Genomic DNA, 14,983 nt, shown 5'->3' on the forward strand with positions numbered 1-14,983 from the left:
ACTCAAATACTCAAATACTCAAATACTCAAATACTCAAATACTCAAATACTCAAAATTAGGATTGCTCTATGAAAGTCATTGCTGTGTTGAATCAAAAAGGAGGCAGTGGCAAGACAACTATTGCCACTCAATTAGCTCGTGGCTTGCAGCTGCAAGGACATAGTGTATTGCTAGTAGATAGTGACCAGCAGGGCAGTGCACGTGATTGGCGAGCTGTAGATGAAGATAATCCAGTACCAGTGATAGGTCTCGATAGACCTACGCTTGATAAAGATCTAAAAAATGTCTCTGATAAAGAGTATGTTGTGATTGATGGTTCACCACAAGCAACTAGTTTGGCTTTATCTGCAATTAAAGCAGCTGATTTTGTATTAATTCCTGTACAGCCTAGCCCATACGATGTTTGGGCGACTAGCGATTTAGTAGACTTAGTAAAGCAGCGTATAGAGATGACTGACGGTAAACTAAAAGCAGCCTTTGTAGTGTCTAGGGCAATCCAGAATACTAATATTGGTAAGGAAGTGGCTTCAGTTTTACTAGAGTACGGTCTACCTGTGTTAGATAGTAGAATTATGCAGCGTGTAAGTTATCCAAATAGCGCAGCATTAGGCAAGACCGTATTTGATACTGAGTCAGTGAACAGTAATGCAGTACAAGAAATGACGGTATTGGTTAATGAAGTTAAAACATTTTTTGATAAGGAGTAAATGATGAGCTTAGCAGCAGGTCGTCCCAGTAAGAAGGTAAAAGATGAGTTATCTTTGTCAGACGTGACCGATAGTCCTCAAAAAACGGCACGAGTAAACTTTAACATTGACAAAGATAAGTATATTGCATTCAAAAAGTTTGCGCTTGATAACCGAAAGACAGTGACTGAGCTATTAACTGAAATGATTGATGAGAAAATAGTTGAACGGTAGTTTCTGTAAGTTACAAATAAAGTAGCTCAGAATAAAGGATCATGCTAAATGTTTATTGAAAGTCATAAAATGGCTTTATCAAGTTTTAAAACAGATATAGATCTGTATATGGTCGATGGTGTGGTAGCAGATGATGAAGGAGTCTTATCTCTGTTATTCGGGGAGTATTTACGTGTCGAGAATATATTACAAAACTATGATGAGTTTGCAAGCCTAAAAGCACTGCAAGACTTGGATGTGACCGATGCTGACGCTGTTGAGACGTTTAAGGATGAGCATTACCTAAACGATGATGAGATAGCCGCTATGCAAACTATTAAAGTGCCTGCTGAACGTACCGTACAAGATTATCGCTCAACCTATAACGATATACGCGATTGGCTACGTCGTGAAAAGGCGGGTGACCAGCAAGATGAGTCTTCGATTGATTGGGATGAGGTTGTCTTTGAAATAGACTTGCTCAAATCACAGGAGATCAATCTAGATTATATCCTTGAGCTAATTTTTGAGCATAATAAAAACACCAAGGACAAGTCTGCTTTGGTTGAAGAAGTACGTCGTTTGATTCGAGCAAGCCTTGGCAACCGAGCCAAAGAAAGCTTGGTGGTAGATTTTATCAATCAAACTAACTTGGATAATATCCCTGACAAATCCAGCATTATCGATGCCTTCTTTAGCTATGCTCAGGTAGAGCAGCAACGTGAAGTCAAAGATATGATTGCGGCTGAGAATCTGAATGAAGATGCTGCTAAGCGTTATATTACCGCTTCTCTAAAGCGTGAGTACGCCAGTGAGAACGGTACAGAGTTGAATGCTATCTTGCCTAAACTAAACCCTCTCAACCCGCAGTATCTGACCAAGAAGCAAAGTGTTCTGCAGAAAATAGCAGCTTTCGTTGAGAAGTTTAAAGGTGTGGGTGGGAAGGTTTAGCTAAATCAATAGAAAGCTCTGCAAATAAATCATGTTTATCGAGAATTCTAGATAGTTCATTAAAAAATAGGAAGTATTAATGATTAACAGTGAATACCCTAATGGATCTGAATGGCGAAAATGGGATCTGCATATACATACGCCAGCATCGTTTCATTGGACTGGGCAGAAGTTCAATAGTGATCCTTGTGATCCTAGAAATGCGCCATTAGTTGATCAGATGATAAATGCACTCAATTCAGCAGAACCAGCAGTATTTGCAATAATGGATTATTGGACTTTTGATGGTTGGTTTGCTTTAAAGCATCGATTGAAGCAGGACGATGCTCCAAAGTTAGAAAAAACAGTTTTTCCTGGTATAGAATTACGTCTAATGTCACCCCTAAAAGGAGGAAGATTAAACGCACATGTAATTTTCTCTGACAATATTAAAGACCAAGAGCTCATAGATTTTAAAGCTAATTTGAAGCTAGAGTTCCCAGGAGATGGATGTAGAAATTTATCTAATGATGCTCTTATTGATTATGCTCGTTCGGTTCCTGAAGATAAGTTAAGGCATCATGGCATAGATATATCTAGGGTATTAGATCATACAAATTATGCTCTAGAAGCTGGTTCAATAATGGCTGAATTGAATTGTGAAAGTTACAAGGAAGCCATAACAAAAGTAAAAAATAAACAAGCTATAGGTTTTATGCCTTTTGATACTAGTGATGGTTTAACTGGAATAGAGCGTAATGCTCATTATGTATACGTTTTAGGATTATTCAAAACTTCGCCAATATTCGAGACTAGAAATATTAGCATTTGGGAGGCTTTTTCTGGTATTAAGACCACTAAAAATGAGCGGTGGTTTGATGACTTCCAAATAGCATTAAATAATACTCCAAGACTAGCTGTTTCTGGCAGTGATGCGCATCGGTTCATTGGTATTCAAGGAAATGATGATCAACGAGGATATGGTGATTACCCTTCAGGAAAAGCTACTTGGATAAAAGCTAATCCAACTTTCCAAGGATTACAACAAGCAATAAAAGAGCCTGCAAAACGCTCTTTTATAGGTGCAGTGCCCCCCAAATTAAAGTTGATAAGAGAAAATAGAAGTATATTCATAGATAAGCTAGAGGTGACAAAAGTTCCATTGTCGGCATTTAATGAACGCTGGTTAGAAAATACTAAACTAACGTTAAACAATGATTTGGTTGCTATTATTGGTAATAAAGGAAGTGGTAAAAGCGCACTAGCAGATATTATTGCGTTAGTAGGCAACTCAAAACAAAGTCATCATTTCTCTTTCTTAAAGAAAAACCGTTTCAGAGGCAAAGTGGGTGTACCTGCAAAACATTTCATTGCAAAATTGATGTGGGGAGATGAACAAGTTTTAGAAAAAAACCTAAATGATGATCCAGAAATTGAACATGTTGAGTTTGTTAAGTATATACCTCAAGGACACTTTGAAGAGCTATGTAACGATCATGTCGACGGTAAATCCAATTCTTTTGAACAGGAATTGAGGGCTGTTATTTTCTCTCATGCTAATGAAACTACTAGGCTAGGCGCCCATAATTTTGAACAACTTATCGAACAACAAGAAAGTGCGCTGAGGAGTAATTTTGATAGTTTAAGAAGCGTGTTACATAAGATCAATCATCAGATATCATATATTGAAGGACAGATGTCAGACGTAACTCGTAATACGATTAGCGAGAAATTGACTCAAAAGAATAGGTTGCTTGAAGAGCATTCAAAGGCTAAACCTGAGGAAGTCTCTGAACCAACCATCGAGTCTTCTGCAGAACAACAGCAAGTCTCTGCCGAATTAACAGATGTAAATCGGCAATTAGAAGCTATCTATATACAACAAGAAGAAAATAAGATTAAGCTGACTAAGTTGGCTTCAAAGAAGAAGTCTTATTTAAATATAAAAGAAGGAATTGAGGTTGTTGAAAGATCTCTGAGTCAGTTTAGAAGTGATCATTTGGTTGATGCGGTAACTTTAGATTTAACTCTAGAAAGCTTGCTTTCGTTAGAAGTACATGAGCTGATATTGTCAGAAACAGATACTAATATTTCTACTGAAATTACAAGAATTAAAGCTAGTGATGCAAATCTTGATATCAATAAAAACATTTTAATTTTAAGACGAAACGCTTTAAATACAAGATTAAATGGACCACAGCAGGCTTATCAGCAGTACCTAGAATTATTAAATACTTGGGAAGAAAAACAGGCTGGAATAGTCGGATCAAACGACCTACCTGAGACAATACTGGGATTGGAGCATCAGCTCGAAAAATTAAATGATTTGCCAATTGAAAGAGATGAGTTGCAAACCCAAAGAATTTCAATCACCGCACAAATTTTTGATATTCTAGATGAACAACGTATCAGCAGGGAGGCTCTATTCAAACCTGTTCAAGAATTAATTCAAAGTAATTCTCTAATACGCAACGAATATAAGCTGCAGTTTCAGTCAGAATTAAAAAGCAACCTAGATATGATCTACGATAGATTGTTTTTAATGGTTAAACAAACTGCCGGTGATTTTAGAGGGGAGAGTGAAAGCTTAGCGGTACTAAGAGAATTAATGGATAAGCATGATATAAGTTCTAAACCTTCTCTTATAAATTTAGTTCAAGAACTACATGGGAGGCTTGAGGAAGCTTCAAAACTACCAGGCATACAATCTTTACTAAAGAAAGATCGTAATGCTAATGAAGTCTATGATTTCATATTTGGGCTAGAGTATCTAAAACCTCAATATACTTTGATGTTTCAGGATGCACAAATAGAACAGCTTTCACCAGGACAAAGAGGCGCTCTACTTTTGATCTTCTACCTCCTGGTTGATAAAGACAATAATCCTATAATCTTAGATCAACCAGAAGAAAACTTGGATAACGAAACAATAGTTAGCTTACTCGTACCTGTGTTAACTGAAGCAAAGCAAAAGAGACAAATAATTATGGTTACTCATAACCCTAATTTAGCGATAGTTTGTGATGCAGAACAAATAATTCATTGTGAATTTTCTCGTTCAAACAGCAATGATATTAGTTATATTTCAGGAGCCATAGAGTGCAGCATAATTAATAATAAAGCTGTTGATGTATTAGAAGGGACTATAATAGCTTTTGACAACCGAAAAATAAAATATATGTAGGGCATTACACTAATATATACCTGTTTTATGAATGTACGTCTAAAAGACCGATTATCTAAATCAACTATGTAGAAGCTAACAACCTACCTAGAATTAGACTAAGGTGGTTTTATCACCTTAGTCAGCCTATCATTAACCTATACCCAAAACATAAAACTTCTAAACGATAACCTATCTATCATTTGACTTTTATTTGATATTAAATGATAGTAATATCTTGCTATTATCAATGAACATCAATTATTAAGTCTAACTGATACAAAGAGGTATTATGACCGTTCGTATTTATGTGAGAGCCAGCACTAAGGATCAAGACGCTACTAGAGCATTAATAGATTTGGTTGCCTTCAGTAGCCGCTATGGTGATAGCTATGTTGATTACGTTGAGCACTTCAGTGGTACAAAGCTCGATAGACCAATCTTAGCTAAGTTGCTAAAGGACGCCGAGCAAGGCGATATTTTATTGGTTGAAAGCGTGGATAGATTAAGCAGACTATCTCAAGATGATTTTTCGATTCTAAAGCAGCGTATTAAAGATAAGGGCTTACGATTGGTGGTGGCTGATCTACCAACCACACATACGATGAGTGACGGTATGACAGGTGAGATCCTAAAAGTGATTAACGATATGCTGATCGATTTATTAGCGACCATGGCAAAGCTTGATAATGACAAGCGTAGAGAGCGCATTAAACAAGGATTGGCCAACAGTGGCTATAAACCCACTGGTAAGAAAGCCAATACCGCAAAACACAATCGTATTAAAGCATTGGCTAGTCAAAACAATATGACAAAAGAAGAGATCGCTAAGGCGGTTGGTGTTGGCGTAGCTACCGTTTATCGTGTCTTAAAGCAGGTCAATAGCTGAGGTATTTTAAATATCGACTCAACGTGACCTTTGGTCTTGATTTAAAGGCATCGCAACGTCATAAGAAAATCGTTTTAATGCAATAAGGCTTTATAATAATCATTATATTGCATTCATAATTGTTTTTGCGCAAAATGGCTTATCTATAATCGCTTGAGCCACTCATGATGAATACCCCTATCTCAGATCCTATTGGCGCAGCATGGCTTGTCCGTTATGCCAGCATAGAGCTGGTTTCGCCTTTATATGTCAGCAGTAGTATCGGTGGGCGCAGACAAACCTATAAAGACGGTGACGTCATTCATAACGCTTATCAGGAAACCGCACGTCCACTGGACACTATCATTGCGCACTTACAGTTTCACATGCGTCATGAAGTACTGAATTTAGAGTTACTGGTTCGTCTATTTGAGCAGATAGGGGCAAATGACGTGCAAGCATGGGTAAACGCTGAGCCGACAGGCAGCTATGCCCGTAGAATGGCTTTCTTGTATGAGTGGCTCATGGATAAGCATTTAGAGGTACCGAGTAATATAGGCGGTAACTATGTGGATGCTTTGGATACCAAGAAGTTGGTTACTTCAAGTCCTTCGCAGGTCATCAAGAACGCTCGCTGGCGTATCAATGACAATCTAGCAGGAACCCGTCATTTCTGTCCGATGCTGGTAAAAACAGAGGCCTTTACGCAAGCAGCTGCACTCGATATTGCCACAATGGTTGACAAACTTAACGATGAATTTGGGCAAGACTTACTGATGCGCGCCTCCGTATGGATGACCCTACGAGAGAGTAAAGCCAGCTTTACTATAGAAGGTGAGGGAAAAGAGTTAAAACGCATTGAACGTTTTGCCGATGTGATGGCACGGCGTACCGGCACCGGTGACATTCCGCTTGATCCTGAATCACTAGCAGAGTTGCAACAAGAGATACTCGGTAGCAAAACGGTTATCCAGCAGTATGGTGTCCGTCAATCACCAGTTTTTGTGTCGCATACTCAGGTCAATGGCTTTAAAGAAATTGTGCATTATATTGCTCCACCAGCTGATGACATTGCTGATAAGTTAGAAGGATTACAGGTATTTATGGAAAAGACTGAGGGACAATCAGCACTGATGCGTAGTGCGGTTGCCTCCTTTGCCTTTGTATATATTCATCCGCTGGCGGATGGCAATGGCCGTGTACATCGCTTTTTAATTAATGACGTCCTCAGGCGAGACCAGGTCATTCATGAGCCGATTATCCTACCTATATCACAAGCCATTGCCGAGCATCCCTCAGACCGGCATGCCTATGATAAGATTTTAGACCGTGTCTCTGTGCCGCTCATGAAGCAAATCCGTGATCATTACAGCTTTGATAAACAGGCAGTTACCTACCCTGATGGTATTCGCTCAAACTTAAATTTTGGAAATACTCACCTGATTCAACCTGCATGGCGCTTCATGGATCTAACGCCTCACGTTCAGTACTTATCAGGACTGATTGCTCATGTTATTGAAAAAGAGATGCATAACGAGTCACAGTACCTAAGAAAGCATGACCATGCACGACTGGCGATAAAAGAGATTGTTGAGATGCCCAACAGCTATGCCGATAGAATCATTCGCAGCATGCTACAAAATAAGGGTGCTAAAAGTAATAAGCTACTGAAGGATTATCCGTTTTTGGCAAATGATGAGGTTTGGGACGATATTTTCTCTATCGTTGTAGAGACCTTTAAAGATGAAGCAGATGGTTTGAATAGTTAGACGAACCCTGCTATACGCAGGAAAGTCTGCCTTGATAATCAAGCTCAAGCTAGTCTCAATATTATCGTTCCAATGATGATTCGTTTGTAAAACGATTCGGCGAAAATACCGTAGCCTGAAAAGTAATCAATATTTTTCTTGACCCTATTCAAGCTAATAAACTACTAAAAATAGAATATGTTAAAGGAACTTTGATAACAGATTACTTTTGTTTGACAAGAATTATTACAGCTCCTAAAATTTGAGTATTTGAGTATTTGAGTATTTGAGTATTTGAGTATTTGAGTATTTGTTTAGCTATAACAGCTATCAGCTGACGCGAACACTTAGCTGTAGCTTGTATTTCAGAATAGCTATGCCCAGATTTTAGGAGGCTAGCAATAATCTTACGCTTTTCGGTATCTTTCCTACGCCCTAAATATTTACCTTCTGTCTTAGCATGAGCAATACCTTGCACCTGACGGTTATGTCGATCTTTATAGTCCTTTCTAGCAATAGCAGCGAGCATATCAAGCATCATCGAATTAATGGACTGTAATACGCTGCTCATAAATTCAGTGCTGCTCTCAGATTGAGGCGTCATATATGAGGTCGGTAGCTCTTTTGATACTACCCCAGATTCTTTTCTAATAGCATTCTTTTGAGAGTATCCCAATCAGCTTGGTTTAAACGTGCTAAGCGGTCAATCTGCTCTACCAAAATTATATCGCCTTCATAGGCATCATCGATCACTTACATTAACTGTGGACGTATTAAAGTTGCGCCTGATTCGTTTTCGACATAGAAGGCGGCAATTTTGTGATCATGATCAGTAGCAAACTGTATAAGCTCGTTTTTGGTACGCTTGGCATCTTATTCTTTGGTAGACGCTCGTAGACACGCTCTGATAAACATAAACACGTACAATAGTCTGTTATAAGTAGTTCCATTACAGCAGTCTATTTTAAGTCGTCTATTAATCGGTTTTTGATGCCTTTTAGATGGTTCCCTTGGGGTATACCCTACGATAACAGGAAAGCCATCGCGAATGACAAAACCTGTTTAGCTTTTAAACAAGACGGGTTTGTCGATAGTATGTAAGATAAGTTCGAAAAGTAACTGGAGTGTGAGGCTATTCATACTTGGTCTGAATTAAAGTTTTATTGTGATTAATTTCTGCTCAATGTTATTCATTTGTCGCCATGATGAGTGATGGCGGCTTGTGATTTAGTTAGGAAAAATAATCTTGAGTAATAAGATACGTTTGTGGCATTTGTAGCAGAGCTTGTTCTAGGCTTCTTTACTTACATTTTCCTGCAAGTTCTTTTTTAGTAAATGATCGAATATAAATGGGCCAAAAGGTAAGAGTGAGCCGAGTACGCCCGCAGGTATTGCCCAAAGAGGCATTTTCATTTTGATAGCTGAGCCTATAAGTATTATGATATAGGTAATAAACAACATACCGTGTGCCATACCGATGTATTTCACACCTTCTGGAATGTCCATCATATATTTTAGTGGCATGGCGATGAAGAGCAATAATAAGAAAGAGGTGCCTTCTAGATAGCCTATAAGGGTAAGACTTTTTAACGCTGTCTCTTGTTTTTTTCTAAGGCTGTGAATTTTTTCAATAGTTGGCTGAGCCTGTGACACTGTATTTTCCTTTTGTTATGATCAATAAAGAATTTATGGATTATTCAATGTCTCTATAATAATGGCTCTACGCAGAGCTTTTAAGTATTGAGTTTTAAGACCTAAAATGAGTGAGTACCTATACCAGTCATACATTATCTTCCAGTTCACATTTTATAAACATACTCAAGTATAAAAAGTATGTTTCCGTATAGAGTGACTACGACGCTAGTTCATTTTGTTTGTGATAATCGGCATCAATGTGCTTATTTATTACGCTTACTTTCTAAAAATATCATGTCAATTATAATCAATGCGACACCGACACAGACACCTATATCTGCAACATTGAAAATAGGATAATTCCATACATCAGCATAATGCACATGGATAAAGTCAACCACTTTACCAATTCTTAAACGATCGATTAAGTTGCCAATCGCACCACCAAGCATTAAGGCCAACCCCATAGATAATAGCTTGGCTGCACGTGGCGCTTTGATTAAATAAACCGTTAAAAAGATAGCCATTACAAAAGCTAAGCCTGAGAAAAACCATTTCTGCCAACCGCCAGCGTCGGCTAAAAAGCTAAATGCTGCCCCATAGTTATAAGCGAGTGTCCAGTTGAGAAATGGTTCAATGACCGGTACGGGGTCATTGAACGCTAATGTGGTTTGGGCCAACCACTTAGTCCATTGATCAAGTATTAATACCATTATCGCCAACAAATACCAGATAAAAGCGCGACTGCCATTGGCAACCATTTTTGGCATTTTGTCCAACTTACCTTTAGGTGTTATTGAGTTGCCTGAAGTCACGTACATAGCTTTAGGCGTATGATTCATGGTTTTAGAGTCAATCGATTGATGAGTACTACTCACAGCTATAGGTACTTTATTGTCAGCAATATTAGTACTAGCCGATTCAACGCTATTCAATTTAGTACTATCTAATCTGTCGGTAGATTCAGTCATAGTTGTTTTCTTTATCTATGTTTATACAATGAACAATGTTAAACGTATATGTTTTTGGTATACAATTATTAATCGCGCCACTTTCATAAACGGCTCCACTTACCGCTCTGGTTTTATGAAACTTACGGTAATAATTTTTTATTAGGGAATCTGTTGATTGATTTCAACATTAACCTGAGTCTGTTCAACGCTAATCATTATAGGATTACCCGATAAGTCGCCTGATTCTGCTATGGCATTACCGCTATGACTAATACGAGCAACGACTGCTAACTGAGTTTTGTCACTACGAGCTGAATTTAACGTGCGATCTGGCATCATCGCATCAAGATTACTTAAGCGGATACTAGCCTCACCTTGCTTGATAATACTAATGGGTAAACGTTTGGCGGCAAACGGTGGACCTCCTTTAACGTCACGTATCGCAACAAACAACACATCATCAGCTTTCACTAACGGTAATAAATTAGCGTTAATTTTCACTGTCACGTCAATACCTTCTAGCGCTTGCTTTTCTTGCGTGCTAACGTAGTTGCTTAACTCATCTAAGCTTGCTAAAGCTTTAGTATGATCACCTGGTTTGGCCACAATGCTGCCTTGTAAGCGTTTAATCCAACCTTGCGCTTGGGCAAAGTTACTACTACGAGTCTCACCCATTGCCATGAGCATTTGAGCCCGTTCATGCTGCGGATTCTTAGCTAATATAGCTTGTAATAGACGGCGAATATTGGCGTCTAACTGACCTTCATTAACAAAAAAACTAGTCTGAGCATAAGTAGTAGCAATCTCCTCGTTATCAGGTGCTAAACGATAGGCACGCGATAAGGCTTCTAACGCAGAGTCAGTCGCCTCCATCGATAAGAAAAGTTCAGATAGGCGCATCCAGCGATTAGGATCATCAGCGTTACGATGGACGTTGGTCTGCATAGCGCTAATCAACTGACGACCGTTTTCAGTCGCCCACTTTGGTGGCTTATCAATCTTAGCCGTCAATAGGTCATCAGCCACTTGTCCTACTTTGTCCTCGCTTGTCCACAAATCAAACACGGGCGTACGATTGCCTATTAGTAAGTACGCCATTGCAGCCAATATTGGGATCCAAGCTGCGACAATTAAACGGCTTTTGACATCAGGGGTGACCATAGGTGTTATCTGACGCTGCGCATCTAATAGCTGACGCTCCAGTTCCAGCTTTTGATTTTGATAATGGCTATTATTAATAGTACCGCTGTCTTTATCTGTTTGTAGCTCAGCTAAACGTTCGCGAAATACTGCAACATTAATATCTAGCAGTTGATTGTCTATTGGTTTGGACTGCAAACGCGGTGCTCGTAGCCATGGCATAATAGCAATTAGCGCAAATATAAGAGCAATCAGCAAGCTTAGAGCTACAAATAAGCCAAAAGTAGAAAATAGAGTCATTTTTTGTCCTCTATGCTAGTAATATCGTGGTCGACATTCTCAGCTTGCGATAATAGACGATCAAGCTCAGCCTTTTCCGCAGAGGTCAAGGCAGCAGTACTGTTCACTGTAACGCCGTTTTGGCCACGGGCGACAACTTGGCGGCGTTTACTTTGCCAAAACCAACCAACAATTAAGACGAGCAATAATAGTGGTGGAAAAAACCATAGGATCCATGTCGATGGTCGCATAGGCGGCTTGTAGCTAATAAAGTCACCGTAGCGCTCTTGCATATAGGCGCGTATTTCAGCATCACTACGTCTATCTTTAATTAAATCATAGACTTTTTGCTTTAGATCCTGTGCAATCGGTGCATCAGAGGCTGCAAGGTTTTGATTTTGGCATTTTGGGCAGCGAAACTCTTCTATTAATCCACGATACTGAGCTTCTTGCTGTGGTGAATCAAAATCGTATACGTCAATAGCTGCGTTTGCCGTCATGTTAAGCAGACACGCTAGTATTAAGCTTGCTAGTTTTAAAATTATATTGAGTTTTATTTGAGGAGCTCTTATTCGAGTAACGTTCATTTGCACATCTCCTCAACCTGAATGAGATCAGGACTATCGTTGTTCTTATTAGCCTCATTAAGTACGGTCAGGCACGGCTTAACACGCTGTTGCCAATTGGCTTCATTAATCTCACCAACAATATGCTGACGAATGATGCCATCTCCATCCACAACAAAGGTTTCGGGCGCACCAGTTATGCCTAAGTCTAGAGCAAACTGACCCAATGAATCCTGAATAGACATAGAAAATGGATCACCGCCTTGGTTTAAGTAACTGAGCGCATTACCAATCTCATCCTTATAATTCACACCAACGATATCAATGCCGCGCTCTTCTAGTTGCATTAAAAACGGATGCTCAATAATGCAAGTTGGGCACCACGAGCCCCAAACATTAAGTAAAAACGGCTTATCTGGCAAATTATTATTGGTGATAGTACGGGTAGTATCTGCTAATAACGGCAGCTCAAAGGCAGGAACCGGACGCTCAAGAGCGGTATTGGTCACAATGTCTGTTGGTTTACCTAAGCGCATGTACAATATAACTACCAAACCAAAAAAGAGGATAAGCGGAATTAAGAACCATAGCTTCATCTGCTTTTTTTTCATTGCCTTTGGGTTACGCTGCTTACTGTTTTGGCTATCTTTTTGCTCAGGAGTGTTATTCGACATAGTCATTTATTTCTCCTTTAGTGTCGACATCGTCGATGCTGAGATTGCCTGCTCAATAGCTACCTCATTGACTCCATCAGTAGCCAAACTACCAGTAACTAGCAACGGAGCTTTAACTTTTTTGATGCGGTATCGTTTATCAAGCATACTAATTAATCCACCTAGAGCCATGATAATTGCCCCTAACCAAATCCAGCGAATTAATGGTTTTACATAAATCCTTAATGCCCATTGGTTACTACCATCGGCAATAGGTTCGCCCAGTGCGACATAAACATCGCGCATAAGACTGGGGTCAATAGCGGCTTCAGTCGTTGGCATCGTGCTGATAATATAAGTACGCTTTTCTGGAGTCAGTTTCGCCACTTCACGACCGTCTTTGGATACCACGACTTGCGCTTGCGTTGCATCAAAGTTACTACCCTTTATTTCAAAAAATTCAGTTACTTCAAAATCGTAACCTTGAACATTGACTGTATCGCCAATACCCATTGCTACGTCACGCTCAATACTCAGGCTACTAGTAAAGGCTATGCCAATGACAGCAACCAATACGCCAATATGAGCAGTCTGTTGACCCCAATAGCTCAGACGCAACTGCCGCAAACCGTTAAAAAGATTAGGCGCATTCTTAGTTTTATCTTTAAAATCAACTGCCATCCATAGCAGTGCCCAAAAGCTAACGGCTAAAGTCACACCAATATTAAGCATAGACGATGGATTAACAAAGTAAGTAATAATGGCAGCTAATACTAAGCTACTAACGGCGATGACCATGCCTATACCCAGTAGTGGACGGGTGTCTTTTTTCCAGCGAATATTTGAGCCCATACCCATAGCTATTAATAACAGCCACGTTAAAGGTACAAATAATGCATTAAAATAAGGAGGGCCAACGGACACTTGTCCTAAACCAAAGGCATCAGCGATAATAGGGTAAAGGGTGCCGAGCAGCACCACTAAGGTTGCAATCAAAATGATGGCGTTGTTGATCACTAAAAAGGACTCACGTGAAATCAGCTGATATTGACTTTCAACGGTTAAACGCCAACCTCGAACGGCAAACATTAATAGACCACTACCGATGATAATGCCAAGAATAGCTAAGATAACCAAACCACGCGTCGGATCAGCGGCAAACGAATGCACTGAGGTAAGGACTCCAGAGCGTACCAGGAACGTGCCAAGCAAGCTTAAGGCAAAGGCGAAAATAGCCAGCATAATGGTCCATGCTTTAAACACCCCGCGCTTTTCAGTGACTGCTAATGAATGCAGCAATGCTAAGCCGACAAGCCAAGGCATAAACGAGGCATTCTCTACCGGATCCCAAAACCACCAACCGCCCCAGCCAAGCTCGTAGTAGGCCCACCACGAGCCCAGTGCAATACCAATGGTCAAAAACCCCCAAGCCGCGAGCGCCCATGGACGTGACCAGCGTGTCCAAGCAGCATCTAAACGCCCTTCCCACAATGCCGCCATACAAAATGCAAAAGGTACTACCATACCCACATAGCCCATATATAACATGGGCGGATGAATAATCAGACCGAAATCTTGTAGGACAGGATTTAAATCAGCGCCATCGACCGCTAGATTGGGTAAGGTACGCTCAAACGGTGACGAGGTAAATATCAGCATCGTTAGCATCATTAACTGTACACCGGCCAAAATAACTAATACCCGCGCACGCATTGATAACGGCAAGCCGCGACTAAAGTATGATACCAGTGCACACCATGTGGCCATGATGGTCATCCATAGCAGCAAAGAGCCCTCGTGTCCGCCCCATGTCGCCGATAACTTATAGTACCAAGGCAACAGCGTATTGGAATGCTGCGCGACGTAACTGAGGCTAAAATCATTATAATAAAAACCTGCTATCAAAGCGCCAAATGACGTTATCATGGCGGCAAACTGTGCCCAAGCTAAGCTAGGGGCTAGTCGTTGCCAAGCAACTTGGTTATGAATAACACCAATAGTTGGCAGAATTACCTGCAATAACGCCAATACAAAAGCGGTAAGCAAGGCAAAATAGCCCAATTCTGTAATCAACATACGGTCTAACCTTATTTACTCTAATGCGGTTGCAGTTTACTGTGGCGGTGGAATTTTTATTATTAGAACCCA

12 protein-coding genes and 1 pseudogene are annotated in these 14,983 nt (G+C 40.0%); 6 read left to right on the plus strand and 7 right to left on the minus strand.

Annotation, left to right across the window (positions count from 1 at the left end; translation table 11 throughout):
* Positions 1–69 precede the first annotated feature (69 nt).
* The 6 genes and pseudogenes from parA to JFC06_RS11555 all read left to right on the plus strand — a co-directional run bounded on the left by parA (position 70) and on the right by JFC06_RS11555 (position 7,630).
* On the plus strand, positions 70–708 hold the full coding sequence (gene parA, locus JFC06_RS11530; protein ID WP_114701984.1) for a ParA family partition ATPase: 639 nt from the start codon (positions 70–72) through the stop codon (positions 706–708).
* 3 nt (positions 709–711) lie between these two features.
* Entirely contained in the window at positions 712–921 is a 210-nt protein-coding gene (locus JFC06_RS11535) for a plasmid partition protein ParG (RefSeq protein WP_162799539.1), read from the plus strand.
* 150 nt (positions 922–1,071) lie between these two features.
* Positions 1,072–1,851 (plus strand): annotated as a pseudogene (locus tag JFC06_RS11540) (type I restriction endonuclease subunit R, EcoR124 family); the annotation flags it as partial.
* Positions 1,852–1,930: 79 nt separating this feature from the next.
* Positions 1,931–5,014 carry a TrlF family AAA-like ATPase gene (locus tag JFC06_RS11545; RefSeq protein WP_114701981.1) on the plus strand — a complete coding sequence of 1,028 codons (3,084 nt, stop codon included), beginning with the start codon at positions 1,931–1,933 and terminating at the stop codon, positions 5,012–5,014.
* A 271-nt stretch (positions 5,015–5,285) separates the two neighbouring features.
* Positions 5,286–5,882 carry a recombinase family protein gene (locus JFC06_RS11550; protein ID WP_114701980.1) on the plus strand — a complete coding sequence of 199 codons (597 nt, stop codon included), beginning with the start codon at positions 5,286–5,288 and terminating at the stop codon, positions 5,880–5,882.
* Between the two features lie 164 nt (positions 5,883–6,046).
* Positions 6,047–7,630 (plus strand): Fic family protein, encoded by a 1,584-nt coding sequence (locus tag JFC06_RS11555; protein ID WP_114701979.1) that lies wholly within the window; start codon positions 6,047–6,049, stop codon positions 7,628–7,630.
* A gap of 202 nt (positions 7,631–7,832) precedes the next feature.
* Here the strand turns inward: JFC06_RS11555 and JFC06_RS12480 are convergent, their stop codons facing one another.
* The 7 genes from JFC06_RS12480 to JFC06_RS11590 form a co-directional block, all read right to left on the minus strand.
* Positions 7,833–8,213, minus strand: a complete 381-nt coding sequence (locus tag JFC06_RS12480) for a hypothetical protein (RefSeq protein WP_265088201.1) — start codon at positions 8,211–8,213, stop codon at positions 7,833–7,835.
* 686 nt (positions 8,214–8,899) lie between these two features.
* Complete coding sequence (locus JFC06_RS11565; RefSeq protein WP_131603940.1) at positions 8,900–9,232, minus strand: DUF3817 domain-containing protein; 333 nt, start codon at positions 9,230–9,232, stop codon at positions 8,900–8,902.
* Between the two features lie 275 nt (positions 9,233–9,507).
* On the minus strand, positions 9,508–10,215 hold the full coding sequence (gene lspA / locus JFC06_RS11570) for a signal peptidase II (RefSeq protein WP_114701927.1): 708 nt from the start codon (positions 10,213–10,215) through the stop codon (positions 9,508–9,510).
* A gap of 141 nt (positions 10,216–10,356) precedes the next feature.
* Positions 10,357–11,637, minus strand: a complete 1,281-nt coding sequence (ccmI, locus tag JFC06_RS11575) for a c-type cytochrome biogenesis protein CcmI (protein WP_114701928.1) — start codon at positions 11,635–11,637, stop codon at positions 10,357–10,359.
* The gene (locus JFC06_RS11580) at positions 11,634–12,116 is read right to left on the minus strand and encodes a cytochrome c-type biogenesis protein (protein ID WP_371532842.1); all 483 of its coding nucleotides are present in this window, start codon (positions 12,114–12,116) and stop codon (positions 11,634–11,636) included. The genes ccmI and JFC06_RS11580 overlap by 4 nt, the downstream gene beginning before the upstream one ends.
* Before the next feature lie 83 nt (positions 12,117–12,199).
* Positions 12,200–12,862 (minus strand): DsbE family thiol:disulfide interchange protein, encoded by a 663-nt coding sequence (locus JFC06_RS11585; RefSeq protein WP_114701929.1) that lies wholly within the window; start codon positions 12,860–12,862, stop codon positions 12,200–12,202.
* Entirely contained in the window at positions 12,863–14,911 is a 2,049-nt protein-coding gene (locus tag JFC06_RS11590; protein ID WP_114701930.1) for a heme lyase CcmF/NrfE family subunit, read from the minus strand.
* Between the last annotated feature and the right edge of the window lie 72 nt (positions 14,912–14,983).

The organism is Psychrobacter namhaensis (assembly GCF_016107545.1).
Taxonomy (GTDB): Bacteria; Pseudomonadota; Gammaproteobacteria; order Pseudomonadales; family Moraxellaceae; genus Psychrobacter; species Psychrobacter namhaensis.

Bases quoted from the DNA above. Each gene is read 5' to 3' on its own strand.
- lspA (WP_114701927.1), bottom strand. From the start codon at position 10,215: ATGACTGAATCTACCGACAGATTAGATAGTACTAAATTGAATAGCGTT.
- ccmI (WP_114701928.1), bottom strand. From the start codon at position 11,637: ATGACTCTATTTTCTACTTTTGGCTTATTTGTAGCTCTAAGCTTGCTG.
- JFC06_RS11545 (WP_114701981.1), top strand. From the start codon at position 1,931: ATGATTAACAGTGAATACCCTAATGGATCTGAATGGCGAAAATGGGAT.
- parA (WP_114701984.1), top strand. From the start codon at position 70: ATGAAAGTCATTGCTGTGTTGAATCAAAAAGGAGGCAGTGGCAAGACA.
- JFC06_RS12480 (WP_265088201.1), bottom strand. From the start codon at position 8,213: ATGACGCCTCAATCTGAGAGCAGCACTGAATTTATGAGCAGCGTATTA.
- JFC06_RS11550 (WP_114701980.1), top strand. From the start codon at position 5,286: ATGACCGTTCGTATTTATGTGAGAGCCAGCACTAAGGATCAAGACGCT.
- JFC06_RS11555 (WP_114701979.1), top strand. From the start codon at position 6,047: ATGATGAATACCCCTATCTCAGATCCTATTGGCGCAGCATGGCTTGTC.
- JFC06_RS11535 (WP_162799539.1), top strand. From the start codon at position 712: ATGAGCTTAGCAGCAGGTCGTCCCAGTAAGAAGGTAAAAGATGAGTTA.
- JFC06_RS11585 (WP_114701929.1), bottom strand. From the start codon at position 12,862: ATGACTATGTCGAATAACACTCCTGAGCAAAAAGATAGCCAAAACAGT.
- JFC06_RS11580 (WP_371532842.1), bottom strand. From the start codon at position 12,116: ATGACGGCAAACGCAGCTATTGACGTATACGATTTTGATTCACCACAG.
- JFC06_RS11590 (WP_114701930.1), bottom strand. From the start codon at position 14,911: ATGTTGATTACAGAATTGGGCTATTTTGCCTTGCTTACCGCTTTTGTA.